Consider the following 24,058-nt stretch of genomic DNA (forward strand, 5'->3'; position numbering starts at 1 on the left):
GCCCGCTCAGAGATGTGTATAAGAGACAGCTCCCGTCCTCGCCGAACGCCGCGGCGACCGCCTCGCGGTCGGGGGCCGCGAGGTGGGGTTCGAGCGCCGACAGCCGTTCGTAGGCGGTCACCGCCAGCACGACGCGGGGGTCGATCCCGTCGTGCAGGAGCCGACGCGCGTGGGCGGCCCGGAGGTCGCGCGTCGACACCCCGCGGAACCGGTCGTCGCCGGTCGCCTCGGCCGCCCGCTCGCCGGTCTCCCGAACCAGCATCTGCACCCGGCGCGGCGAGACGTCGATTAGGGGACCGTCGTCGACGGTGCTGGCGTACTTCCGGATGGCGTGGCCCACCGCCTCCGGGACGAACGCCTCGCGCCCGTCGACGGCGAGAAACCCGACCGAGTCGACCTCGTGGAGGTCGTCGATCCCGACCGCGACGACCTCGCTCGGCCGGAGGCCCACTTCGCCACAGAGTTGGACGACGAGGTCGGCCCGGTGGGTGCGGGTCGCCCGGCGGAGCCCCTCGTACCCCCGCTCACAGAGAAACGCGGCCATCTCTCCCATCTCGTTTCGTTAGTATCTCTGCTTCCGAAATAGCTCTTCCGCCCGACCACACCGGTTCGACGGATTTCATCGACCAACGGCCGAAAACACCGCTTCGAACCTGCGGCGCTGTTTCGGAAATATCTACTCTTCCGAAACGCGGTCGTCGGATTCGAGTTCGCCGACGACCTCGGGGTTGCGGAGTGCGCTGATGTCGCCGTAGGGTTCGCCGTTGGCGACGTCCTTCAGGAGCCGGCGCATGATCTTGCCCGAGCGGGTCTTCGGGAGTTCGGGGGTGAACACCACCCGTTCGGGTCGAACCATCGGTCCGATCGCGGACTCGACCGCCGCGAGCACCGCCTCGCGGAGCGCGTCGTCGGCCGTTCGGGTGGCTTCGGGGCTGACGTAGGCGTGGACCGCCGTCCCCCGTGTCGGGTGCTCCACACCGACGACGGCGGCCTCGGCGACGCCGTCGACCCCGACCACCGCGCCCTCGATCTCCGCCGCGCCGACCCGCCGACCCGGAACGGTGATCGCGTCGTCCGCCCGCCCGAGCACCCGGATGTAGCCGTCGGTATCGACGACCGCCTTATCGCCCGAGCGGTACTGCCAGTCGTCGCTGACGGCGGCGCTCCCCCAGTCGGTCCCGGCCGCGAGTTCGCGCGGCATCCCCGGCCACGGCGACCGGACCGCGAGCGTCCCCACCTCGCCGGTCGGACACTCGCTGCCGTCCGGCGCGAGAACGGCGGCGTCGATGCCCGGCAGCGGCGGTCCCGCCGCACCGGGTTTCATGGCGTCCACACCCGGCAGCGTCGAGACGAGGATCGCGCCCGTCTCGGTCTGCCACCACGTATCGACCACCGGACACGAGCCGCCGCCGACGTGGTCGTGATACCAGTGCCACGCCTCGGGGTCGATCGGTTTGCCGACGGTCCCCAGCAGGCGGAGGCTCGAGAGGTCGTGGCGTGCGGGGTACTCCGGGCCCCACTTCATGAACGCCCGGACCGCCGTCGGCGCTGTGTAGAACACGTCGACGGCGTTGCGCTCGATCAGCGAGAATATACGATCTTTCTCGGGGTGGTCGGCGGTCCCCTCGTAGAGCATCGTGGTGGTCCCGAGCGCGAGCGGGCCGTAGACGATGTAGGAGTGGCCGGTGACCCAGCCGATGTCGGCCGAACACCAGTAGGTGTCCCCGGGCGTGATGTCGAGGACGTTCCGGGCGGTCCAGGCGACGTGGGCGAGGTAGCCGCCCGTCGTGTGGGCGACGGACTTCGGCTTGCCCGTGGTGCCGGAGGTGTAGATCAGAAAGAGGACGTCGCCGGTGTCGCGGGCGACCGGGGCGACCTCGCGACCGGCGTGGTCGTCGACCAGCGCGTGGTAGTCGTGCTGGTCGGCCCCGAGTCGAGCGCCGCCGAGCCGTTCGACCACGACGGTCGCTTCGAGCGCGTGGTCGATGGAGAGCCGGGCGTTGTCCGCCCGGCGCTTCTGGTTGATGGCGTCGCCGCGGCGGTAGTAGCCGTCGCAGGTGATCAGATACCGGGAGTCGGCGCGGTCCATCCGGTTCGCGAGCGCGTCGGCCGAAAAGCCGGCGAACACCACCGAGTGCGGGGCACCGAGCCTGGCACACGCCAGCATCGCCACGACGAGTTCGGGGATCACCGGCATGTAGAGGGTGACGACCTCGCCCGCCTCCACACCCAGGTCCCGGAGCGCGGCCGCGAACGCGTTGACCTCGTGGTAGAGGTCGAGGTAGGTGAGGCTCCGTCGTTCGCCGAGCTGGCCCTCCCACCGGAGCGCGAGGTGGTTCTTCCGTTCCGCGAGGTGGCGGTCGAGGCACTCGTGACAGGCGTTGAGCGTCCCGCCGTCGAACCACTCGAACGGCGGCCGGTCGCCGGCGAGCACCGACTCGTAGGGCTCGATCCAATCGAGCAGGTCGCCGGCGGCGGCCCAGGAATCGGGCCAGTCGTCGGCGAACCGGTCGCGGGGGTCGGTCCGGCAGTTCGCACGGTTGCGGAACGCCGGGGTCGGCTCGACCACGTCGTCGCCCTCCATCGCCTCGAAGCTCCGTCGGTTGCGGAGAAAAGGGTTCGCCTCCCCGAACGGGGGACCGGTCGTTACGCGAGGGTCACCGTCTCGCGGTAGGAGCCGTGGCGCGCCTCGAACACCTGCATGACCTCGCCCATCGTGGCCCCGACTTTCACCGCCTCGACGATGGCCGGCATGGTGTTCTCACCACGCTCGACGACGGTTTCGAGGTCCGACAGCGCCTCGCGCACCGCCCGGTCGTCGCGGTCGGCCTTCACCGATTCGAGCCGTTCGCGCTGGTGTTCCTCCGCCGTCTCGTCGACGTGGAGGAGGTCGGGGCTGGTGTCCTCCTCGCTGGCGTACTTGTTCACCCCGACCACCGTCTCCTCGTCGCGCTCGACGCGCTGTTGGTACTCGAAGGCGGCGTCCTGGATCTCGCGGTGGAAGTAGCCGTCCTCGATCCCGGAGAGCACGCCGTCGCGGACCGAGCCCTCGCCCATCTCCCGTATCTCCTCGATGTATTCCATCGCTTCCTTCTCCGTTTCGTCGGTGAGCGCCTCGACCGCGAAACTCCCCCCCAACGGATCGACGATGTCGGCCGCCCCCGACTCCTCGGCGATCACCTGTTGGGTTCGGAGTGCGACCCGCACCGCGTCCTCGCTCGGCAGCGCGTGCGCCTCGTCGTAGGAGTTGGTGTGCAGACTTTGGGTTCCCCCGAGCACGCCGGCGAGCGCCTGGATCGTGACCCGCGCGATGTTGTTGAGCGGCTGCTGGGCGGTGAGGGACTGGCCCGCGGTCTGGGTGTGGAACTTCAACTGTTTCGAACGCGGGTCCTCGGCGTCGTACCACTCGTCCATCACGCGGGCGTAGATCCGGCGGGCCGCTCGGAATTTCGCCACCTCCTCGAAGATCGAGTTGTGGGAGTTGAAGAAAAAGGAGAGCTGCGGCGCGAATTCGTCGATCTCTAGTCCCCGGTCCATCGCGTCCTCGACGTAGGCGAACCCGTCGGCGAGGGTGAAGGCGAGCTCCTGTATCGCGGTCGAGCCGGCCTCCCGGATGTGGTAGCCCGACACCGAGATGGGCTTTATCTTCGGCGTCTCCTCGATCGCGAACTCGACGGTGTCGGTGACCAGGTCGAGCGACGCCTCGGGCGGGATCACCCACTCCTTCTGCGCGATGAACTCCTTCAGCATGTCGTTCTGCATCGTCCCGCGGAGCTTCTCCCTCGATACCCCGCGCTGGTCGGCGAGCGCGACGTACATCGCGAAGATGACTGGCGCGCTCGGGTTGATCGTGAACGAGGTCGAGACGTCCGCCAGATCGATACCGTCGAAGAGCACCTCCATGTCGCGGAGGGTGTCGACCGCGACGCCCTCCGTTCCCACTTCGCCCGCCGCCATCGGGTCGTCCGAGTCGATCCCCATCAGGGTCGGCATGTCGAACGCGGTCGAGAGCCCCGTCTGGCCCTCCTCGACCAGATACTTGAACCGCTGGTTGGTCTCCTCGGCGGTGCCGAAGCCCGCGAACTGGCGCATGGTCCACGTCCGGCCGCGGTACATCGTCGGGTAGACCCCTCGGGTGTAGGGCTCCTCGCCAGGGAAGCCGAGGTCTCCCTCGTAGTCGAGGTCGGCGACGTCGGCGGGGGTATACAACCTATCGACCTCGTGGTTCGAGACCGTGGCGAAGCGGTCCTTGCGTTCGCCGTGGCGCGAGCGCACCGGGTCGAGGGTCTCGTCGGCCCAGCGCTCCTTTCCCTCCCGGATGGCGTCGAGGTCGTCGGCGTCGTACATCGGACAACGTTTGCGACGGTCGTCAATGAAGGTTCCGACGCCCCGCGCGCCGGATCAGTCGGGGTCCTGGAGCCGCTCGATCGTCTCGACCAGCGGGTGGTGGGCGTAGTCCACGACCGAGATGTCGTCGATGGTGGCGAGCCCCTCCTTCCGTGCGGTCTCGGCCATCCCGAGCTCGATCGGTTCGTCGATCGCGATGACGTAGGCGTCCATCGCCTCGATCCCGGCACGGGCGGCGGCCTTCACCCGGTGGTGGCCGTCGGCGAGCAGGAGCTTCTCGTTCTTGGTGTCGATCACCACGAGGGGCTCGGCGAGGCCACGTTCGAGTTCGTAGCGCCGACCCTCGAGTTCGTCGGCGTAGACCTTCGATTGGGTCGGGGTGAGTTCGGCGAGCGCCACCGACCGGCGCTCCTCGCGGGTCTCGACGTCGTGGATGTTCTCGAGCGTGCGCGAGAGCTTGGCGACTTTCCCAGGGGTGGCGCGTTCGATCTGGCTCCGGACGATGTCGGTGTTCGAGATGATCCCGACGAGTTTGCCGGCGTCGTCGACCACCGGGAGCTGCTGGATGCCGGACCGGAGGATGACGCGCGAGGCGTCGGAGATCGCCATCCCGGGGTGGGCGACGACGAGGTCCTCCGACATGACGGTGAAGACCAGTGCGTCGTCGGTGTCGGCGAGCAGGAGGTCGCGGGCGGTGACGAACCCCTCGCAGTGGCGACCCTCACAGACCGGGAACCCGCTGTGAGCGTCGTTCTCGGCGACGAGTTCGGCGACTGACGCCACCGTGTCGTCGGGCGAGACCGTCACGACGTCCGGGGTCATGTACTCGGAAACCCGGGGTTTCTCGTTCTCGGTGGCCATTGGGAACGGGTCGGCAGCCCGGAACAAAAACCCCTCGTTCAGCCGCCCGACCCCGACTCGCCGATTTCGAATCCGGGATCGACCGGCCCCTCGGACGGCGTCTCGCTCCCCTCACCCTCCCCGCCGTCGGTTTCGACCGGCGCGGGCCGCCCCTCGTCCCGGGTCTCGAGCGCGCCGTAGAACCGGTCGGCCATGACGTCGTGGACGATGTCCGAGAGCTCGGATTCGTCGGAATCGCCGAGGAGCCCCAGCGGGATCTGTGCGCCCGCCATGTCGGCGTGGCCGCCGGCGCTCCCGATCTGCTCGAAGGCGTCCCGGAGGGTCTCGCCGAGGTCGAGGTTCGTCCCCCGGGTCCGGCCTGAGCAGTAGACGGTGCCGTCGATGATCCCGTAGACCAGCGTGGTTCTGATGCCCTCGATGTCGAGGAGCTGGTCGGCCGACTGGGCCAGCGCGTCGCGTTCGTGGAGGTCGTCGATGTAGCTCACGAGCACCGAGCCCCGGACCTCGCGGTTCCGGATCGCCCGCGCCATCGTCTCGATGGTCTCGGCGCTCATGCTCGGTGTCTCGACCTGTTCGAGCACCGAATCCTTCACGAACGGCAGGAGGTACGCGGCGGCCTCGAAGTCGACGGTGGAAACCTCGCGCCGGAAGTCCTTGGTGTCGACCCGGATCCCATAGAGGAGCGCGGTCGCCACGGTCTCGTCGGCCCGGATGCCGAGCTGGCGGAGGTACTCCACGAGGAGGGTGGAGGTCGCGCCGACGTCGCTCCGGAGGTCGACGAACCGGGCCTCGACCGGCGCGCGCGGCGGGTGGTGGTCGATCAGGACGTCCACGGGGGTGTCCTCGGGGAGCTGGTCGTTGACGCCCGGGCGGGAGTGGTCGACGAGCGCGATGCCGTCGTACTCCTCTGTCTCGTCGCCCTCTAGTTGGCGCATCTCGAGGTCGAGGAGGTTGACCATCGCGCGGTTCTGCTGGTGGGTGATCGTCCCGTAATAGCAGATGTCCGTCTCACAGCCCGCGGCGGTGGCGATCTTCTTCAGTGCGAACGCGCTCGCGATCGCGTCGGGGTCGGGGTTGTCGTGGGTCACGACCGCGAGCGGGCCCGCGATCGACCGGAGGACGCGCCAGAGCCGCCGCGGGCGCATGCTCTCCTCGCCGATGCGTTCGATCAGGTCGTCGGCGGCGGTGCCGGCGGATTCGACGACCCGGTCGGCGTTCGCCTCGATGTCGAGCCGACACTCGATCGAGGGCTCCTTGCCGGTGTAGGCCAGCACGAACGCTTCGGGGTAGGCCTCCCGGGCGGTCTCGGTCGCGACCCGGTTGATGTCGGGGTCGTCGCTCGCGACCACGAGAACGTCGATCGGCCGCTCGACGTCGTCCAACGTCCCGGGGTCGGTCGGGTCGGCGCGGTGGGTGTCGATGCGGTCGCTCCGGAGGGTCTCGATCCGATGTTCGTTGTCACAGACCACGAGGACGTCGCCCGGTCGGTCGGCGAGCGCGCTCACGATGGTCCGGCCGACCGACCCACAGCCCAACACCAACCGCGAAACCATGCGATCGGGTTGGTTCCAGGGGAATTAAAACCCCGCGCGTCGGCTCCCGGCCGAACCGGGTGATGGCGAACGAGCCGAAGCGCCACCGTATCGGCGACTCCCGGCCGAATTCGTCGAGTTCACAGCCAACATCGTTTCAAAGCCTTTGTAACGCCTGCCCACACACGTGAACCTATGACGGAGACTGTCGTCGTTCTCGGCGCGGGCTACGCCGGGGCGGGCGCAATCAAGAAATTGGAGGAGACGCTCGGCGACGAAGCCGACATCACGTGGGTTTCGGACCACGACTACCACCTCGTGCTCCACGAGTCCCATCGGTGTATCCGCGACCCGAGCGTCCAGGACAAGGTCACGATCCCGGTCGACGAGATCAAATCGCCGACGACGCGGTTCATCCAGGGCGAGGTCTCGGGGCTCGACTGCGACGACCGGGCGGTCGAACTCGCGGACGGTTCGACGGTCTCCTACGACTACCTCCTCGTGACCCTCGGTTCCCAGACCGCCTACTACGGGATCGACGGGCTCGAAGAGCACTCGCTCACCCTCAAGAGCCTCGACGACGCGCTCACGATCCACGACCGGGTCAAGGAGGCCGCGCGCGAGGCCACGGCCGACGACCCCGCCCACGTCGCCATCGGCGGTGCGGGGCTCTCGGGGATCCAGACCGCCGGCGAGGTCGCCGAGTTCCGCGACATGCACCACGCCCCGATCGAGATCACGCTGGTCGAGGCGCTCGAGAACGTGCTGCCGGGGATGGACTCCGAACTCCAGGGCGCGCTCAGAAAGCGCCTCGAAGAGCGCGACATCGAGATCTCCACGGACGACCCGATCACCGAGGCCGAGGACGGTGCGATCCACTTCGACTCGGGCGATACACTCGAACACGACGTCTTCGTCTGGGCCGGGGGCATCACGGGCCAGGAGGCGATCGACGACTCGGGCCTCGACAACGAACACAACCGGGTCAACGCCGAGGCGACCTTCGAGACCAACGACGACCGCGTGTTCGCGCTCGGCGACTCGGCGATCGTCGACCAGCCGGACGGCCCCGCGCCGCCGACCGCACAGGCCGCCTGGCAGGCCGCGGAGGTCGCGGGCGAGAACGTCGCGCGCGCGCTCCACGGCCAGCCCCTCGACAGCTGGACCCACGAGGACAAGGGGACCCTCGTCTCGGTCGGCGAGAAGGCGGTGGCCCACGACGTGGTCGGCATCCCGCTCAACACCTTCAGCGGCCCCGTCGCGGTCGCCATCAAGAAAGGGATCGCGGTGCGCTGGATCAACGACGTTACGGGGCCGGGGCGGGCGGTGCGGGCCTGGTCGGATATGTAAAACCCACCTCCACCTTTTGCTGCGCTCAGTCGCTTCGCTCCTTCGCTGGCAAAATGTGGATCAAAAGCCTCCTCCTTCCTTCCAGTCAGTCGTCGGCCNGCTTCGCTCCTTCGCTGGCAAAATGTGGATCAAAAGCCTCCTCCTTCCTTCCAGTCAGTCGTCGGCCCGCTCGCTCGTTTCACTCGCTCACGGTACGACTCCTTCACATCCCGCGACCGCACAGTACCACCTCCGCCCCGCACCGCCGAAGCCCTCGGACGCGTCGCGTTGGTTCGAGAGAGCGAAGCGCTCTCGTCATCACGAAAGGCGCTCCGCGCCTTTCGAACGACCTCGCCCTTCATCCACCAGGAGAGCACAGCTCTCCTGAGCCTCGGCTCGCTCCCGCTCGCCGAGACACCAGGAACCGCCCCGCAACCGCTCGTCTCGGCTCACTGCCGTTCGCCGAGACACCACACCGCCGCAACCGCTCACCACAGCTACCGCCACCGCCGCCGCAACCGCACCGCCGCAGCCGCGACCGCCGACCCGCTCCGTAGTGGATCGGTAAGCGGCTCCAGGGTACGGGGTACTATATGGGGGTCCGTCGTGGGTTCGGTATGGAATTCACGCCGATCGAGGGCTACGGAGTCATCGGCAACCTCGAAACCTGTCCGCTGGTCTCCGAGGAGGGCTCGATCGACTGGTGTTGCTTCCCGCACATCGAGTCGTCGAGCGTCTTCGCCGCGCTGCTCGACGACGACGGCGGCGGGCACTTCTCCATTCAGCCCGCGGGGGAGTACACGTCCGAACAGTCCTACGTCACCCGGACCAACGTGCTCCGGACCACCTTCGAGACCGACTCGGGAACGATGGTCGTCACGGACTTCATGCCCGTCGTCGATGGCATGGAACTCGGCCACACCGTGAGCGCGATCTACCGGAAAGTCACCTGCGTCGAGGGCTCCGTCGAGTTCGAGTTGGAGTTCGACCCCCGGTTCGACTACGACCGCGTCGGCACCACCGTCGAGACGACGAGCGAGGGCGTCCTCGGGCGCGGTAACGGCGAGCAGTGCTACCTCTGGGGCGAAGCGTCGTTCGAGACCACCGAGGGGACGATCGAGTACGCCACCGCCAGCGATACCCTCGACACGGACGAGACCGACTGGTTCGTGCTCCAGTACAACGACCGGGAACCGATCGACGCCGCCGACTGTGCGGGGCTGTTGCGTGAGACGATCGACTTCTGGCAGGAGTGGACCCACCAGTGCCTCGACGAGTCGGGCTGTGCGTTCGCCGGGCCGTACCACGACTACGTGGTCCGTTCGGAGCTCGTGCTCCGACTCCTGATGAACCCACAGACACACGCCATCGCCGCCGCACCAACAACCTCGCTCCCCGAGGAGATCGGCGGCATCAGGAACTGGGACTACCGCTACGCGTGGATCCGCGACGTCTCCTACACCATCCAGGCGCTCCACGAGCTCGGCCACGAGCGCGAGGCCCGCAACGGCTTCGATTGGTCACTCACGATGTGCCACAAGGACGACCCCGGCGAGATCGGCCACCCGCTCTACGGCCTCCACTACGAACCCGAGATGGTCGAGGTCGAACTCGACCACCTCTCCGGCTACCGGGGCTCACAGCCCGTCCGGGTCGGCAACGCCGCGGGCGACCAGGAACAGCTCGACACCTACGGCGAACTCGTCACCGCCATCTACACCGCCACCGACTACGGGGCCGAGATATTCGAGGGCGACTGGGAGGTCCTGAAGGAGATGATCGAGTACGTCTCGGGGGTCTGGGAGCAGAAGGACAACGGGATATGGGAGGTCAGAAGCGAACCGAGCCACATCGTCCACTCGAAGGTGCTCTGCTGGGCCGCGCTCGACCGCGGGATCGAGATCGCCGAGGAGGGCGGGTTCGACGCACCCCTCGAACGCTGGCGCGGCGACCGCGAGACGATCCGCGAGGTCGTGCTCGAAGAGGGCTACGACGACGACCTCGACTGCTTCACCCAGACCTTCGCGGGCGAGACCGTCGACGCCGCCGCGCTCCGGCTCGGGAGCGTCGGTTTCCTGCCGTTCGACGACGACCGGCTCCAGGCGACGATCGACGCCGTGATGGAGCATCTGATGACCGACGACGGCCTCGTCTATCGCTATGAGGGCGACGACGGCCTGCCCGGCGAGGAGGGCGCGTTCGTGCTCTGTTCGTTCTGGCTGGTCGAGTGTCTCGCGCGCTCGGACCGGGTCGAGGAGGCCCGAGAGGTCTTCGAGGGCGTGATGGAGTACATCAGCCCGCTCGGCCTCTTCGCCGAGGAGGTCGACCCCGAGACCGGCGAGCACCTCGGCAACTTCCCCCAGGCGTTCAGCCACATCGGGCTGGTCAACGCGGTGCTCTACCTCAACGAGGCCACGGCCGACTGACCACACCGACGGGCGACGGCCCGGTCACGGTTGGGCATCGAGCCAGCCGTTGCGGGTGGTATTTCCTTTTCCGACCCGTCGATCCGACGTGAATCTCTCCATCGTCGACCTCGCGCCGGTTCCCGAGGGCGGCTCCGCGACCGAAGCCTTCGAGAACACCGTCGAGCGCGCCCAGCACGCCGAACGGTTGGGCTACGACCGATTCTGGGTGGCCGAACACCACGACTTCACCGACCGGCTCGCCAGCACCACCCCCGAGGTACTCATCCCCCACATCGCGGCCAGGACCGACGACATTCGAGTGGGGTCCGGCACCGTGCTCCTGAACCACTACAGCCCGTACAAGGTGGCCGAGACCTTCGGCGTGCTCGACTCGCTCGCGCCCGGCCGGATCGACTGCGGGCTCGGGCGGGCGAACGGCTCACCCCTCTCGGACTTCGCGCTCCAGCCCGACCGAAGCCAGCAGCGCCGCGGGGCGAACGACCACAAGGAAAAGATCCACGAGGTCGCGGCCCACCTCTACGACGGTTTCGACGACGACAACCAGTTCGGCCAGCTCGACGTGCCGCAGGCGGCCGACACCGCCCCCGAGATGTGGGTGCTCGGGTCGAGCCCGTCGAGCGCCGCGGTCGCCGGCGAGCTCGGGCTCCAGTACTGCTTCGCGGCGTTCATCCGACCCGAACCGGCGGTCAGAGCCTTCGAGGTCTACCGCGAGCGCTTCGAGCCCTCGTCGTTCGGCGCGGGGCCCGACGAACCCCGGGGGATGCTCGCGACGAACGTGACGTGTGCCGAGACCGACGAGGAAGCCGCGCGGCGGCGCGCGACCACCGAGGCCTCGCGCCGACGGCTCCAGCAGGGCGATATCGACCGCCCGCCGATCCGGTCGGCCGACGAGGCGGTCGAGGAACTCGGCGAGGTCCCCGACCCGACCCCGACCGACGTCGAACCGGGTGCGTGGCCCCGCGCGATATCGGGGAGTCCCTCGACGGTGCGCGAGATCCTGGAGACGATGGCCGACCAGATCGGGGTCGACGACGTCGTGGTCCAGAACCAGATCGCCGACCCCGAGAACGTCCTCGAATCCCACGCGCTCCTCGCCGAGGCCTTCGATCTCTCGCCACGATAGCCGGACGAACCGCCCCACGACCACACGACCCGCGACCATTTATCCCCGAGCGGGCTACGACCCATCATGTCCGATTCCACGACCGAATCGGTACGCGTCTGGCTGGTCGAACGGACCTACTCCGACGACGAGCAGAACCTCGTGATCCTGACCTACGCCACAACCGACGGGAAACGCTACTCCAGAAAGGAGCGCGCGCTGACCTCCTTCAGCGACGTCCGGGAGACCACCGCGGCGATCGACGCCGACCCGGGGAGTGTCGGCCCGGTCGAGGACCCCGAACTCAGGGAACGCTACGCCGCCGAGGCGACCCGGATGGCCGACGAACACGACCCCGACGACGCGATCTGAATCCTACCTACCAGTCGGCCTTGCAGTTTATCACGGGTCGGAGCCGGTCGACGACCGCGCCGGTCTCGTCGATCCGGGACTCGACGGTCGCGGGGTCCTTGTACGCCATTGGGCTCTCGTCGATGGTGTTCTTGTTCACCGAGGTCGAGAACACCCCGTCCATCGCGGCCTCGAACTCGTCCATCGTGAACTCCTTTTTCGCCCACCGGCGGCTCCCGCTCCGGCCCGTCCCGTGGGGCGCGCTCCGGTTCCACTCGGGGTTGCCCTTCCCCCGGAGTACGACCGACCCCTCCCCCATGTTGTAGGGGACGATGAGCCGCTCGCCCTCGTGGGCGCGGGTCGCGCCCTTCCGGATCACGAGGTCCTCGAAGTCGATGAGGTTGTGCGGCGAGTGGATCGAGTCGGCGACCCCGACCCCGAGCGCGTCGGTCACGAGGCGGGCCATCCACCGACGGTTCTCCCAGGCGTAGGTCTGGCAGAACGCCATGTCGACGAGGTAGCCGTGGGCGGCCTCGCCCTCCAGGTAGTCGAGGTCGGTGTTCCGGTCGGCCTCGAAGTCCTCCTGACGGTCGTGGTGCACCTGTCTGAGGCGATTGACGTTGGCCTCGATCTCGCCCCCCTCGAAGCGCTCGCGGCAGAACGCCGCCGCCCGGTCCATGTCGATTCGGCGACCGGTCCCGTCCGTGACGTCCGCGGGTGTCCCGCCCGCGTCCCGGACCTCCTCGGGCAGGTCGTCGGGCGGTATCGGGTCGAGCGCGGTCGCGTTCCGCCGCTCGGTCGCCTCGGTCTGCCAGTAGTCGGCCACGGAGTTGCCGAGCGCGCGGCTCCCGCTGTGGAACACCAGCCACCAGTTCCCGGTCCGGTCGGATTCGGCGACCTCGATGAAGTGGTTGCCCCCACCGAGGGTTCCGACCTGGTTGATGGCCTTGTTGAGGTCGACGCCGGCCTTCTCACAGAGTTCCTCGAAGTAATCGAGGTCGTAGCCGTCGAACGCGAAGTCGGTGTCGCGACCCGCCTGCAGCCGTTCGACCTTCGTCGTCGTCTCCGCCCAGGGGAAATCATCACCCACGTGGTAGGTCTGGTCGTCGTGTGCGTGCCAGCCCATCGGGATCGTCTCGCGGATCCGGTCGTCGATCTCCTCCTCGGTGAGGTCCGGTTCCGAATCGAGCTGGACTGCTAACATACCACAACCGATATCGACCCCCACTACGTTCGGCACGACCTTGTCGGCGAGCGGCATCGTGAACCCGATCACACAGCCCGCCCCAGGATGAGCATCGGGCATCACCCGCACGGGTTCGGTGAACGCCTCGTGGTCCACCATCTCCTGGATCTGTTCGCGGGTGAGGTCTTCGAGGTCGGTTTCGTCGAGGAAGACCTCGGCGGTCGTGTGCTCGCCGGCGATCGTGGTGGTCATGGTGAACTGGTTTGCCGGGCCGTCGCTTAATGCCCTTCGCCCCTCGTCGTCCGACCGCTATCCCGCCGCCGTCGTGCCGTTCCGCGCGGGTTCGATCGAGACCGACTCGTTCTCGTAGACCGTCATGGTCGCCACCACCGACCCGTTCGGGGCGCGCTTTTCGACCACGAGACTCACGTTTCCACCGCCGGCCGTCGTCGCGTTCCGTGGCCCACCCGCCGAGGCGTTCGGTCCGCCATCGCTCACCGACTGCGCCGCCGACCGGTTGCCACGGAGGAACTCCTCGACCGCCGCGGTCGAGGCGGTCTCTTGCACGTTCGAGGACTCGGCGTTCACGAACGCCACGTACGAGACCCCGGAGCCACCCTCGGGGACGACCTTCACCATCCAGTAGAGCCGGCCGTCGACCGCCACCGGCAGTGGTTCGGCGGGCGAGAACCGGTTCCAGTCGGTGGTTCGGCTCGCCTGGCGAACGTAGTCGGCGGCTTTCCGGGGGCCGAACAGCGACTCGCCCGAGGGGCCGCGATAGACCGAGGCCTCGCCGGTCCGGCCGTCGATCTCCCAGACCTCCCGGAGACCCTGGGCGTCGCCGAACGGCTCGACCGCGACCACGTACTTCGTGCCGTTTCGCGTGGGCACGAGATACGGCTGCTCGTTGCCGCTGCCGGGCGTGGTGGCCACCTCGATCTCGTCGGTGTGCGAACCGACCACGGGGAGGGTGTTGAGGATGCCGTTGCGGTACTTCGTGGCGGTCACCCGCTCGCGCGTCAGGTCGAAGGGGACCAGCTTCTGCCCCCGGAGGACGGGATTCGACCGGGCTTCCGCGGGCGAGAGGTCGGTCACGCTGCCGTCCGGCGCGACCAGCGCCACGCCGCCCCACTCCGGCACGGTGTAGGGCAGCGGGACCGGGAGCGCCCGAACGTGGAAGCTGGGTTTGGTGTACGGCACCGCGATGTACGACTCGTTCCGATGGGGTACCATGAACGGGTCGCCGTAGTCGACGAGGTACTGTCCCTGCTTGAGCACGTTCCACCGGTAGTTGTTGTACCACGCAGTGCCGATGCCCGCTTCCAGTTCGCCCCTCACGGTCTCGACCTTCGCGTTCTGGGCGCTCATGTTGACGAGCACCGTGCCGTCCTGTTTCAGCGCGAAGTGGTTCCGGACCCCGTCGGGCGAGAGGGCGTACGACCAGTAGGGGGTGCCGTTGCGGAAGGTGACGTCCGGGTTCGAGACCCGATAGCGCGAGAGCTGGAGGGTGTTGGCGGCGTAGTTGTCCGAGACGTTTCGGGTGACGACCCGCGGGTGGTCGGCGTCGGCGGGCGAGAGCCCCTGGGTCGGCGTCGCCCCGGCCATCGTCCGGTCGGCGAGCGTCGTCTGGGCGTAGAGCCCGCCGACCGAACTCAGCACGATCACCGCCACGACGACGAGGCCGAGCGCGATCCCGAGCGGCCGGTTCGCCTCGCTGGACTCGAACGAGACTCCGAAGTAGGCGACGGCGGCGAGCCCGACCGGAACGAACACCCACGCGGTCGGCGTCGTGTAGAGCCCGTAGACCAGCCACTGGAGCCAGGGTCTGGCCACGTACGCCGCGCCCAGGAGAACCGCCAGTCCGACCACCCCGCCGACCGCCCGCCGCGTGTTCACGCCTGCTCCCTCATTTCACCGTTCGTGCCGAGCGAGCCCCCTTCAACATGCCGATTCACCGATACGAGCGTCCACCGTTTTCGTGGCCGTCCGTTCGCATCGGGCCGTCACGACCCGCTGGACCGGCGACGGCGCTCCATCCGACGCTCGATCACGCTTCGTCGAAGCCGTCGTCGGACGGTCTCGCGGAGCGCGTCGGCCTCGTGCCGGTCGAAATCCACGGCGCGTGCGCCCTCGCGACCCAGGCTCCCCGTCCCGGCGGTGTCGACCACGACCGTGGCGAGGTTCCACCGACGCTGGAAGATCGTGTGGTCCTCATTCACGGTCTGCACTCGATAGTAGGGGACCACCTCGGTGGTCCGCCGCCAGAAGCCGTTACGGGTCAGCACGAACCCCTCGTCGGTCGCCACGCCGCGATGGAGCCAGGTGTAGTGAGCCGCGAACGGCACGACGACCAGCAACGCGAGCGGCGCGAACCACCACCGGAGCGGGTCGAACTCGAACAGTCGGTTCGCGACGAACAGTCCGGTCGTCATCGCCACGACCGCGATGGCGTACCGGCCGGCGTAGCGCCGTCGGGCACGCTTCGGCGGCCGGGAGAAGGCGGGCGTGTCGAACCCGAAGCCCTCTATCGAGCGTGCGAGGGCCAGCACCGCCCCGCGCTCGGCGAACGGGACGACCGACTCGGAGCCCCGGGTGGCCGCGCTCTGACTCCCGTAGCCCGCGGTTTCGACGTCGAGCGCCGCGTAGCCGAATCGGCGCAGGAGGAGGGATTCGCTCACGACGAGGTGCTGGATCTTCTCGAACGGTATCGAGCCCGTATACCGGCTCACCAGCCCGCGTTCGTAGCGGAGTTCGTCGCCCGACCGCCAGAGCCGGAAACCGTAGAACCGCGCGAAGGTCACGGCCGCGCTCGCGAGAAACGACCCGACGGCGGTCAGCACCACCCCGAGACGTGGGCTGCCGACCACGGCGCTCGCGACCCCGCTCGGGAGATACCGCGTCCCCTCGAAGACCAGCAGCGCCACCGGCAGGAGGGGTCTGAGGTCGAGCGAGAGCGCGCTCGCCGCCAGGAGGTCGCGGGTCGAGAGGACGAACAGCTCCTCCCGGCCCTCGTCCGTGTCCTCGACCGTTTCGGCTCGCGACACGTCCGCCGACGTCGAAGCTTCGTCCGACTCGCCTCCGTCGTTCGCCCGCTTCAGCCGCTGTATCTCGTTCCGAAGGCGTTCGGCCTCCGTCGTGGTGACGTAGCGGATCTCGCCCTCGGCGTCGTCGCCCCCGCCGGCGGTCTCGAACGCCACCGCCGCGAGCCCCGCGAGCCGCGCGAACGGGTCCCGGGTGATGTCGACGTTCTGGATCCGGCGGATCGGGATGGACCGTTCGCGCCGCGAGAGCACCCCGGAGTCGATGTCGAGGCTGTCGTCGGTGAGCGTGTAGGCGAACCGCTGGACGTAGAGTATCTCCCACCCGAGTTGCACGACGAACAGCACGAGGACGATGGCGAGCCCGATGACGACGCCGCCCCCCATCCCGCCCTCGCTCCCGACGACCGCGCCGCCGCCGCCGAACAGCAGGACCTGCCCGATCTCGAGACCGGACGCCGCGCGCAGCGGGGCCGACAGCCGGTGGAGCTTCACAGCGCGTCCTCGTACTCGCTCTCGACGGCGAGCTCGCGCAGTTCCTCGCGAAGCGCGGTCGCCCGTTCGGGCGCGAGGCCGGGGAGGGTGGCGTCCGCACCGCGCGTCCCCGCGGTGTAGACCACGACGCTCGACAGACCCGCGAGGCGCTCGACCGGGCCGCGCTTGGTGTCGACGTTCTGGATCCGGACGAACGGCACCACCGACTCGACCCGGGTGAAGACCCCGCGTTCGAGGTAGACGGCGTCCTCCTGTACCTCGAAGCGCCAGACGCGATAGCGAAGCAGGGCGTACCCAGCGCCGGCGAGCGCGAGTACGGCCGCCGCCACCGGCCCGACCCAGAACGCAATTTCGAAAACGAACCGATCGACCAGCCACGTACCGCCGAGCCCGACGACGGCCCCTATCACGAGTTCGAAGACGACCCAGACGACCCTGGCACGCGGGTCGAGCGACTCCATCGACCTCGACGGGGCGCTCTCGCTCATTCTTCGAGTTCTCACGCCGGGATGGGATAACTTCCGGTGGTCCGGCGGCGGCACCCGCCCCCGTTTCGACCGACGGCTACGTCGTTAGCTGAAGTCGCTGAAGGCGATCGAGCCCTGTTCGACGATCGCCGAACTCTCCGGAACGTCGCCGTCCGGGGGCATGCTGCCCTCGGCGGGACCGCCGGGGCTCCCACAGACGACCCGACCGACCATCCCGAGCGTCTTGTGTGGGATGCAGTAGTAGTCGTAGGTGCCCTCGGTCTCGAAGGTGTACTCGTAGCTATCACTGCCGCTGATGGTGCCGCTGTCCCACGACTCCGCGCCCTCCGGGATGCGGCGCTCGCTCACCGACGGGTTGTCCGTCGTGTAGGAGGTCGCCGAGTGAGCCCCGGACTCGATCTCGAAGCTGACGGTGGTGCCGGGTTCGACGAACAGCCCGATCGGGTCGAAGTAGTACGTGCTCCCGTCGGTGTACATCCCGACGGTCTCCGTTCCGCCCCCACCGCCGCTCGTCGCCGCGGTGCCGTTCGCGCCCGTAGTCGAGCCGTTGGTCCCCGAGGAGGTCATCGCGGTGTCCCCGCCCGACCCCTGGGTCGTGCTCGCACCGCCGCTCGTCCCCGTGCCGCCGCCGTTCGTTCCCTCGCCGCTCCCGTTGGCACCGCTGCCGTTCCCGTTCTCGTTGTTCCCGCTCGAACAGCCCGCGAGGGCCGTCATCCCCGCGACCGTCGAGATACTCGTCGCTTTCAGGAACGTTCGACGCTTCATGCGCCCGCTTGCTTCCCGACCATCATCAACACTTTGGATCGTCGGTTTCGGTCCGCGAATCGAGCGACGGCGGAGGGACTTCCCGCCGATCGATCGTTGACGTCTCCGCCGTCAGTCACTTGCGTGGGCCTGCTCGAACGGTCTGGGTGGGAGGCGGAGCTCCTCGAGCGCGGGGAGGTGCTTGATGTTGTAGAGCACTTTGAGCTCGTCGGAGACCGGGATGCCGTTGCACGAGAGCCGGATCCCGTGGGCCTTCATCTCCGGCGGCAACACGGTGTCGTTCGGCATCTCCAGTTCGCCCGCCACGATCGCCACCGCACAGTTCGCACACGCTCCGCCCCGGCAGGCGTAGGGCCAGGCGTAGCCGCGATTCTCGGCGGCTTCGAGCAGCGACTCGCGGGGGTGGACCAGGAACTCGCCGTGGTCGGCGTCCGCGAGGTCCGCCGCGGCGGCGGTCTCGAACAGGTCCGGGTCGTCGAGCCCCCAGCCGTGGTCGTCGAGCACCGCGTAGTTGAGGTACTCGACCCTGACCTTCTCCGGCTCCGTGGCGGTGGGTTCGTCGGCCGGGGCGTCCGCCATCGCCGGCTCGGACTCGACCGATTCGCCGCTCAAGAGCCGTTCGTAGGCGGCCCTCACCCGGCGGAACTCGGCGGCCGACCCGCCGTGGTCCGGGTGGGCCTCGAAGACGCGCTCGCGGTAGGCCCGGCGGACCGCCGGCTCGTCGGCATCGGGGTCGAGGCCCAGGATCTCGAACGGGGACGCCACATCGATCGGTGGGCAGCGACGAGGAAAAACGTTTCCCGACCCGCTCTGTGGACCGTCACGGGCCGTTCTACTTCCGACTCACTCGGACGCGTCGCCGAGACCGAGCCCCGGGTGCCAGCGGTCGGCCCCGGCCTCGCGTGCCCGCTCGTCCATCCGTTCGAGGTAGGTCGCCGCGAGGCTCGCGGTCTCGGCCGCCCGGGACTCGCCCTCGGTCCGGAACTCGCCGGTGACGCGGTTCGCGTAGACCGTACAGACCGCGCCCGCTCTGAGCCCGTAGAGGCCCGCGAGGGTCAGGATCGAACTCGCCTCCATCTCGATGTTCAACACGCCCGCCTCGCGGAGGTCCTCGACCAGGTCGTCGCTCCCGGCGGCCTCGAAGCCCTCGAAGCCCGGCCGGCCCTGGCCGGGATAGAAGCTGTCGGCGCTCGCGGTGACGCCGACGTGGTAGTCGTAGCCGAGCTCCTCGGCGGCCGCCACCAGCGCCGCCACCACGCGGTCGTCGGCGGTCGCGGGGTAGTCCTCGCGAACGTACTCGTCGCTGGTGCCCTCCTGCCGGACGGCCCCCGTGGTGATGACGAGGTCGCCGACGTCCATGCCGGGCTGGATCGCGCCACACGACCCCACCCGGACGAACGTCTCACAGCCGACCCGCGCCAATTCTTCGAGCGCGATGGCAGCCGAGGGACTCCCGATCCCCGTGGAGGTGGTCGAGATCGGCGTCCCGCGATGTGCGCCCGTCGCGGTCCGGAACTCGCGGTGTTCGGCCACCAGCTCGAACTCGTCCCACAGGTCGACTATCTTCTCGACTCTCTCGGGATCGCCCGGAACGAGCACGGTTTCCGCGACGTCGTCGGGCCCCACCGCGAGGTGGTACTGGACCTCGTCGTTCGGGTCCTCGCTGTCGGCGGTCATTTCCCGAGGGTGTCCGCCGAGATGGCGTCGGGTAGGAGGTCGCCGAGTTCGTACTCGACGACACCCTCGGCCTCGTCACAGACCACCCGGAAGTCGTCCTCGCAGAACTCCGAGAGGGTCTGACGGCACATCCCGCAGGGGAGCACGCCGTCGCGCTCGGAGGAGGTCACCGCGACCTGCGCGAACTCACGATGGCCGGTCTTGACCGCCTCCGAGAGCGCCACCTCCTCGGCGTGGAGGCTGTTGGAGTAGTTGGCGTTCTCGATGTTACAGCCCGTAAAAACGGTGCCGTCCGCCGCTTCGAGCGCCGCCCCAACTCGATACTCGGAGTAGGGGACGTGGGCGTTCGCGGTCGCCTCGCGGGCGGCGGCCAGGAGGTCCTCGTCGTCCATGCTCGTTCTGGCGGGCGTGGGATGGAAATAGCCACCGGGACGACGGTCGCGGCGGTAGCCGCGATGCGGGGCAACCGTTACCCCGTCGCGACCCGATCCAATCGCATGCCCTGCCCGTATCTCAGCTACCGTGCGGCGGCCGGCGACCACGAGTTCGAAACCGAGCGGGCGTACTGCACCGCCGTCGACCGGTTCGTCGAGGCGATGCGCGCCGACGTCTGCAACGACCGCTACGACCTCGATCACGAGAGCCACTGCGAGATCTACCGCGAGCACGCCGAATGAGCTATGATTCGTTTCTCGCGGGCGATCCCGTCATCGTGACCGCGGCGCTCACCGGCGGCGTCCACGGGAAAGAGGCGACCCCGAACCTCCCCGAGAGCCCCGAGGAGATCGGGCGAGCGGCCGCCGCGGCGGAGCGGGCGGGCGCGGCGGTCGTCCACCTCCACGCCCGGCGGCCGAACGGCGAGCGCACGTTCGACACCGAACGTTTCCAGGCGATCGACGACGCGGTTCGCCGCCACGCAGACGACGTAATCATCCAACACTCTACTGGAGGTACTGCCGCACCCGACGCCGACCGCCACCAGCCGCTCCGGACCGACCCGCCGCCGGAGATGGCCTCGCTCGACATGGGGCCGCTCAATCGCTACGCCCACCTCACGAGCGAGAACACCCGCGGGCTGGTGGACTCGCTGTTCGACGAGATGCGCGAACGAGGCATCAAACCCGAACTGGAGGTCTTCAACGACGGCCACCGCAACGAGGTCTTCGGGCTGCTCGACCGCCGCGACCTCGCCGACCCGGTCTACGCGACCCTGATCTTCGGGCCGGGCACGCTCACCCGCCCCCACCCCCGGAACTTCCTGACGGCCATCGACGACCTCCCCGAAGGGGCCCAGTTCAACACCCTGGGATTCGGTCGCCACCAGCTTCCGTTCGCGACGATGGGGGTCCTCTTTGGGGGGCACGTCCGCGTCGGGCTGGAGGACAACGTCTACTACCGGCGTGGCGAGCTCGCCGAGTCGAACGCCCAGCTGGTCGAGCGCGTGAGTCGGGTCGCGAACGAACTCGGCCGGCCGGTCGCGACGCCCGACGAAGCGAGGGACGTCCTCGGGCTTCGCGGTGCGTGACGCCTGAAACTACTTGAACCGGAAGGTTTCGAGGTTCTTCGGGGCGAACGTCCGCATGTTGTAGTTGTGATAGAGCGCCGAGGAGAAGTCCTGGACGCTGCGTTCGTCGCCGTGGACACAGAGCACCTTCTCGGGGCGGGGGTTCATCGTCTTCACGAAGTTTTCGAGGCCCTGTCTGTCGGCGTGGCCGGAGAAGCCGTCGACGGTTTCGACGTCGAGTTCGAGGCTGAGAGTGCCGCCGCGACCGCGCCCGCCGTTCATCGGGACCTCGTCCCAGCCGTTCTGGATCCGGCGGCCGAGCGTGCCCTGGGCCTGGTAGCCCACGAACGTCATCGTGGTGTCCGGGTCGCCGCCGAGGTGTGAGAGCCACGACATGATCGGGCCGCCGGTGACCATCCCGGAGGTCGAGAGGATGATCGCCGGGTCGCCCGCCGCGATCTCCTCGCGTTCCTCCTGGCCGGCGTCGATGTGGTTGAACTGAGGCGCGAGGAACGGGTTCTCGTCGTCGTGGAAGATCCGGTCCCGGAGGTCGTCGCGGAGGTACTCGGGGTAGGTCGAGTGGATCGCGGTCGCCTCCCAGATCATCCCGTCGAGGTGGATCGGCATCTCCGGGATCTCCCCCTTGCGCATCGCCTCCTCGACCACCAGCATGATCTCCTGGGAGCGGCCCACCGCGAACGCCGGGATCAGGACCTTCCCGCCCTTGTCGTGGGTCTCGTTGATCACGTCGATGAGCCGTTGCTCGGAGTCGGCCTGGTCGGTCTGGTAGTCGTTTCGTCCACCGTAGGTCGACTCCATCACGAGGGTCTCGACCCGCGGGAAGTCGTTGACCGCGCCGTTGAACAGCCGCGTGTCGTCGTAGTGGATGTCGCCCGAGAAGGCGACGTTGTAGTAGCCATCGCCGATGTGGAAGTGTGCGACCGAACTCCCGAGGATGTGGCCGGCGTTGTGGAGCGTGAGTTTGACGTCGGGCGCGATGTCGGTGACGTCACCGTATTCGACGGGTATCGTGTGTTTGACCGCCTCGCGCACCATCGCGCTCTCGTAGGGCGGGCTCCGGCCCTCCTTCGCCGCGACGTCGAGGTAGTCGAGCTGGAGGAGCCCCATCAGGTCGCGGGTGGGCTCGGTGGTGTAGATCGGGCCGTCGTAGCCGTACTTGAACAGCAGCGGGATCAGCGCGGAGTGGTCGAGGTGGGCGTGGGTCAGGACCACCGCGTCGAGCGAGTTCAGCGGGTTCGCCTCGGGGATCTGGAGGTACGGCGTGTCGTCCGAGCCCGGTTTGTCGCCACAGTCGATCAGGATCCTGGTCTCGGGGGTCGAGAGGATGAAGCTCGCCCGGCCGACCTCCCGACAGCACCCGAGGGTCGTGATCCGGACCCACTCGTCGTCGGACATCTGGTCGCGGTGGATCTGCCGACCGACGCGTTCGAGGATGTCGCGACGTTCCTCGCGTTCCTGCTTGAGGAAGCTCCTGACGTTCGAGACCGTCGAGGACTCGATCGGCGGGGTCCGGACGACCTCCGGTGTCCAGCCGACTTTCTTGGTTATCTCGCGGAGGGTGGAGCCGTGGCGGCCGATCACCATGCCGGGTTTGGCGGCCTGGATCACGACCTCGCCGGTGTCCTCGTGGAAGTCGAGCTCCGAGACGTCGGCCTTGTCGGGGATCACGTCGAGGACCGCCGCGCGGGCGTCGGCCTCGGGGGTGAGGGAGTCGGGTTCGGGCCGCACCGTGATCCGTTTTCGGAGCTGGCCCGCGAGGTTCCGGACCAAGTCGCCGTTGCGCGCGAACTCCTTCGGGTCCCGCGTGTAGATCACGAGTTCGGGGCCCTCGTAGGTCACGTCCGTCACGGAGATCCGGTCGGGGAGCTGGTTCGTTATCGTCGAGGCTATCTCGTCGAGCTGTTTGTCTACCGTACTCATACTAAAACTCGGGTCATGTGAGAGGATGGTCGGTGTATCGGGGCTCTACGCGTCCGACGCGCGACCCGCTTCGACGACGCCGCTGGCGGGTCGTCGGTCGTCGGAAACGCGACGCGTATAGCATACGATACACTCTGGAGGTTGTTCGGCCCGTACGGGCCCGTGGGTTCGGGTCTCGATGCGCTTCGGCACTGTGAGGCCCGAAAACCCGCGTGTACCCTCGGGTATAGGATGTGGATTATAAAACCTTTCGCAAAAGAGCCACCCGAACGCGTCGCGTCCGTCGACCCATGCGACTCACGCCCGCGGCCGTGGCGGCCGAACGCGACTGGACCGTCGAGCGCGCCCCACGAGTGGTGTCCCTGATCAACGAGGTCCGTGCCGACCTCGGGGCGGCGTTCGAGACCGAGGTCGGGCGCGTCACGCGGGACGAGTACCGCCGCGCGGTCGACGACGTGTTCGCCGACGGCGACCTCGCGGTGAACGTCGCGGCTATCATTCGAGTGCTCCGCGAGCTCGACGTCGAGGGCGACTACCCGGGCTTCGTGGTCGACGAACTCCTCGGGCGCGAGCTCGCGGGGATGCTCGCGGGCACCCAGCCGCTCCGCCTGCTCGGCGAGGCCACCTTCCACTACGCCGACGTCACGACGCACACGGCGGGATCCGCCGGACTCGACGACCTCGACGCCGCGCTCGCGGCGGGATTCCAGACACGACTGCCGGGGTGGGAGTGGACCGAGCGCGAGAGCCCGTTCGCGGTCGGGTAACGCCCTTAGGCTTCGGTCGCCGACGATTCGCCGTCGTCGGTGGGGGTGGCCCCCGACCCGGCTCGCCGCCGGTTCGAGAGCGCCAGCGCGGCGAACAACACCCCGCCGACCGCGCGCAGCGCGAGGTCGAACGTCAGCGGTCCGAAGCCAGCGTTCGCGCCGAGGAGGGTTCGGATGGGGTTGAACAGCAGGGCGGGAGCCATCAACAGGACGGCGGCAAACGCGAACGCGGCGCGCTCGCCACGC

Annotated in this window: 22 protein-coding genes; 8 read left to right on the top strand and 14 right to left on the bottom strand. The window is 68.5% G+C overall.

Features of this window, described 5'->3' with window-relative positions:
• Nucleotides 1-331: 331 nt before the first annotated feature.
• Nucleotides 332-586 (top strand): hypothetical protein, encoded by a 255-nt coding sequence (locus tag C447_RS05505; protein WP_049904385.1) that lies wholly within the window; start codon nucleotides 332-334, stop codon nucleotides 584-586.
• A 90-nt stretch (nucleotides 587-676) separates the two neighbouring features.
• Here C447_RS05505 and C447_RS05510 read toward each other — a convergent pair whose 3' ends face one another.
• The 4 genes from C447_RS05510 to C447_RS05525 all read right to left on the bottom strand — a co-directional run bounded on the left by C447_RS05510 (nucleotide 677) and on the right by C447_RS05525 (nucleotide 6,761).
• Entirely contained in the window at nucleotides 677-2,584 is a 1,908-nt protein-coding gene (locus tag C447_RS05510) for an acetate--CoA ligase (RefSeq protein WP_007691681.1), read from the bottom strand.
• A 62-nt stretch (nucleotides 2,585-2,646) separates the two neighbouring features.
• Nucleotides 2,647-4,347 carry an acyl-CoA mutase large subunit family protein gene (locus tag C447_RS05515; protein WP_007691682.1) on the bottom strand — a complete coding sequence of 567 codons (1,701 nt, stop codon included), beginning with the start codon at nucleotides 4,345-4,347 and terminating at the stop codon, nucleotides 2,647-2,649.
• 54 nt (nucleotides 4,348-4,401) lie between these two features.
• Complete coding sequence (locus C447_RS05520) at nucleotides 4,402-5,208, bottom strand: CBS domain-containing ParB/RepB/Spo0J family partition protein (protein WP_007691683.1); 807 nt, start codon at nucleotides 5,206-5,208, stop codon at nucleotides 4,402-4,404.
• 38 nt (nucleotides 5,209-5,246) lie between these two features.
• Nucleotides 5,247-6,761 (bottom strand): DHH family phosphoesterase, encoded by a 1,515-nt coding sequence (locus C447_RS05525; protein ID WP_007691684.1) that lies wholly within the window; start codon nucleotides 6,759-6,761, stop codon nucleotides 5,247-5,249.
• Between the two features lie 174 nt (nucleotides 6,762-6,935).
• Between C447_RS05525 and C447_RS05530 the strand changes: the two genes are divergently transcribed.
• From C447_RS05530 to C447_RS05545, 4 genes are all read left to right on the top strand, one after another.
• The gene (locus C447_RS05530; protein WP_007691685.1) at nucleotides 6,936-8,090 is read left to right on the top strand and encodes an NAD(P)/FAD-dependent oxidoreductase; all 1,155 of its coding nucleotides are present in this window, start codon (nucleotides 6,936-6,938) and stop codon (nucleotides 8,088-8,090) included.
• Nucleotides 8,091-8,686: 596 nt separating this feature from the next.
• Nucleotides 8,687-10,495 (top strand): glycoside hydrolase family 15 protein, encoded by a 1,809-nt coding sequence (locus C447_RS05535; protein WP_007691686.1) that lies wholly within the window; start codon nucleotides 8,687-8,689, stop codon nucleotides 10,493-10,495.
• Between the two features lie 88 nt (nucleotides 10,496-10,583).
• Nucleotides 10,584-11,621: an LLM class flavin-dependent oxidoreductase gene (locus tag C447_RS05540; protein WP_007691687.1), complete on the top strand. Its 1,038-nt coding sequence runs from the start codon at nucleotides 10,584-10,586 to the stop codon at nucleotides 11,619-11,621.
• 66 nt (nucleotides 11,622-11,687) lie between these two features.
• Nucleotides 11,688-11,972 (top strand): hypothetical protein, encoded by a 285-nt coding sequence (locus C447_RS05545; RefSeq protein ID WP_007691689.1) that lies wholly within the window; start codon nucleotides 11,688-11,690, stop codon nucleotides 11,970-11,972.
• Between the two features lie 7 nt (nucleotides 11,973-11,979).
• On the opposite strand, the gene C447_RS05550 is transcribed toward C447_RS05545, so the two are convergent.
• The 8 genes from C447_RS05550 to cdd all read right to left on the bottom strand — a co-directional run bounded on the left by C447_RS05550 (nucleotide 11,980) and on the right by cdd (nucleotide 19,992).
• Nucleotides 11,980-13,389 carry an RNA-splicing ligase RtcB gene (locus C447_RS05550; protein WP_007691691.1) on the bottom strand — a complete coding sequence of 470 codons (1,410 nt, stop codon included), beginning with the start codon at nucleotides 13,387-13,389 and terminating at the stop codon, nucleotides 11,980-11,982.
• Between the two features lie 57 nt (nucleotides 13,390-13,446).
• Nucleotides 13,447-15,033, bottom strand: coding sequence for a hypothetical protein (locus C447_RS05555; RefSeq protein WP_007691692.1), 1,587 nt, complete (start codon nucleotides 15,031-15,033; stop codon nucleotides 13,447-13,449).
• A gap of 107 nt (nucleotides 15,034-15,140) precedes the next feature.
• Nucleotides 15,141-16,670 carry a PH domain-containing protein gene (locus C447_RS05560; protein WP_007691693.1) on the bottom strand — a complete coding sequence of 510 codons (1,530 nt, stop codon included), beginning with the start codon at nucleotides 16,668-16,670 and terminating at the stop codon, nucleotides 15,141-15,143.
• Nucleotides 16,667-17,131, bottom strand: a complete 465-nt coding sequence (locus tag C447_RS05565) for a PH domain-containing protein (RefSeq protein ID WP_029601950.1) — start codon at nucleotides 17,129-17,131, stop codon at nucleotides 16,667-16,669. The genes C447_RS05560 and C447_RS05565 overlap by 4 nt, the downstream gene beginning before the upstream one ends.
• A gap of 111 nt (nucleotides 17,132-17,242) precedes the next feature.
• Nucleotides 17,243-17,923 (bottom strand): plastocyanin/azurin family copper-binding protein, encoded by a 681-nt coding sequence (locus C447_RS05570; RefSeq protein WP_007691695.1) that lies wholly within the window; start codon nucleotides 17,921-17,923, stop codon nucleotides 17,243-17,245.
• 111 nt (nucleotides 17,924-18,034) lie between these two features.
• Nucleotides 18,035-18,688 carry a ferredoxin Fer gene (gene fer, locus C447_RS05575; protein ID WP_007691696.1) on the bottom strand — a complete coding sequence of 218 codons (654 nt, stop codon included), beginning with the start codon at nucleotides 18,686-18,688 and terminating at the stop codon, nucleotides 18,035-18,037.
• 78 nt (nucleotides 18,689-18,766) lie between these two features.
• Complete coding sequence (locus C447_RS05580) at nucleotides 18,767-19,600, bottom strand: nucleoside phosphorylase (RefSeq protein WP_007691698.1); 834 nt, start codon at nucleotides 19,598-19,600, stop codon at nucleotides 18,767-18,769.
• A complete protein-coding gene (gene cdd / locus C447_RS05585) occupies nucleotides 19,597-19,992 on the bottom strand; it encodes a cytidine deaminase (RefSeq protein ID WP_007691700.1) in 396 nt (131 codons plus the stop codon). The genes C447_RS05580 and cdd overlap by 4 nt, the downstream gene beginning before the upstream one ends.
• A 105-nt stretch (nucleotides 19,993-20,097) precedes the next feature.
• On the opposite strand from cdd, the gene C447_RS05590 reads away from it, so the two are divergent.
• Nucleotides 20,098-20,277, top strand: a complete 180-nt coding sequence (locus C447_RS05590; protein ID WP_029601949.1) for a hypothetical protein — start codon at nucleotides 20,098-20,100, stop codon at nucleotides 20,275-20,277.
• On the top strand, nucleotides 20,274-21,125 hold the full coding sequence (locus tag C447_RS05595) for a BKACE family enzyme (RefSeq protein WP_007691704.1): 852 nt from the start codon (nucleotides 20,274-20,276) through the stop codon (nucleotides 21,123-21,125). The genes C447_RS05590 and C447_RS05595 overlap by 4 nt, the downstream gene beginning before the upstream one ends.
• 9 nt (nucleotides 21,126-21,134) lie before the next feature.
• Here C447_RS05595 and C447_RS05600 read toward each other — a convergent pair whose 3' ends face one another.
• A complete protein-coding gene (locus C447_RS05600) occupies nucleotides 21,135-23,045 on the bottom strand; it encodes a beta-CASP ribonuclease aCPSF1 (protein WP_007691706.1) in 1,911 nt (636 codons plus the stop codon).
• 290 nt (nucleotides 23,046-23,335) lie between these two features.
• On the opposite strand from C447_RS05600, the gene C447_RS05605 reads away from it, so the two are divergent.
• Entirely contained in the window at nucleotides 23,336-23,812 is a 477-nt protein-coding gene (locus C447_RS05605) for a hypothetical protein (RefSeq protein WP_007691708.1), read from the top strand.
• Between the two features lie 5 nt (nucleotides 23,813-23,817).
• Here C447_RS05605 and C447_RS17880 read toward each other — a convergent pair.
• A partial coding sequence (locus tag C447_RS17880) for a hypothetical protein (RefSeq protein WP_007691710.1) occupies nucleotides 23,818-24,058 on the bottom strand: 241 nt, incomplete at its 5' end.

The organism is Halococcus hamelinensis 100A6, from assembly GCF_000336675.1.
Lineage (GTDB): Archaea > Halobacteriota > Halobacteria > Halobacteriales > Halococcaceae > Halococcus > Halococcus hamelinensis.

What these genes read in the sequence shown, in the direction of transcription:
- C447_RS05550 (WP_007691691.1), bottom strand. Translation starts at nt 13,389, where the DNA reads ATGACCACCACGATCGCCGGCGAGCACACGACCGCCGAGGTCTTCCTC.
- cdd (WP_007691700.1), bottom strand. Translation starts at nt 19,992, where the DNA reads ATGGACGACGAGGACCTCCTGGCCGCCGCCCGCGAGGCGACCGCGAAC.
- C447_RS05515 (WP_007691682.1), bottom strand. Translation starts at nt 4,347, where the DNA reads ATGTACGACGCCGACGACCTCGACGCCATCCGGGAGGGAAAGGAGCGC.
- C447_RS05545 (WP_007691689.1), top strand. Translation starts at nt 11,688, where the DNA reads ATGTCCGATTCCACGACCGAATCGGTACGCGTCTGGCTGGTCGAACGG.
- C447_RS05570 (WP_007691695.1), bottom strand. Translation starts at nt 17,923, where the DNA reads ATGAAGCGTCGAACGTTCCTGAAAGCGACGAGTATCTCGACGGTCGCG.
- C447_RS05520 (WP_007691683.1), bottom strand. Translation starts at nt 5,208, where the DNA reads ATGGCCACCGAGAACGAGAAACCCCGGGTTTCCGAGTACATGACCCCG.
- C447_RS05525 (WP_007691684.1), bottom strand. Translation starts at nt 6,761, where the DNA reads ATGGTTTCGCGGTTGGTGTTGGGCTGTGGGTCGGTCGGCCGGACCATC.
- C447_RS05580 (WP_007691698.1), bottom strand. Translation starts at nt 19,600, where the DNA reads ATGACCGCCGACAGCGAGGACCCGAACGACGAGGTCCAGTACCACCTC.
- C447_RS05595 (WP_007691704.1), top strand. Translation starts at nt 20,274, where the DNA reads ATGAGCTATGATTCGTTTCTCGCGGGCGATCCCGTCATCGTGACCGCG.
- C447_RS05510 (WP_007691681.1), bottom strand. Translation starts at nt 2,584, where the DNA reads ATGGAGGGCGACGACGTGGTCGAGCCGACCCCGGCGTTCCGCAACCGT.
- C447_RS05600 (WP_007691706.1), bottom strand. Translation starts at nt 23,045, where the DNA reads ATGAGTACGGTAGACAAACAGCTCGACGAGATAGCCTCGACGATAACG.
- C447_RS05590 (WP_029601949.1), top strand. Translation starts at nt 20,098, where the DNA reads ATGCCCTGCCCGTATCTCAGCTACCGTGCGGCGGCCGGCGACCACGAG.
- C447_RS05530 (WP_007691685.1), top strand. Translation starts at nt 6,936, where the DNA reads ATGACGGAGACTGTCGTCGTTCTCGGCGCGGGCTACGCCGGGGCGGGC.
- C447_RS05565 (WP_029601950.1), bottom strand. Translation starts at nt 17,131, where the DNA reads ATGGAGTCGCTCGACCCGCGTGCCAGGGTCGTCTGGGTCGTCTTCGAA.
- C447_RS05605 (WP_007691708.1), top strand. Translation starts at nt 23,336, where the DNA reads ATGCGACTCACGCCCGCGGCCGTGGCGGCCGAACGCGACTGGACCGTC.
- C447_RS05535 (WP_007691686.1), top strand. Translation starts at nt 8,687, where the DNA reads ATGGAATTCACGCCGATCGAGGGCTACGGAGTCATCGGCAACCTCGAA.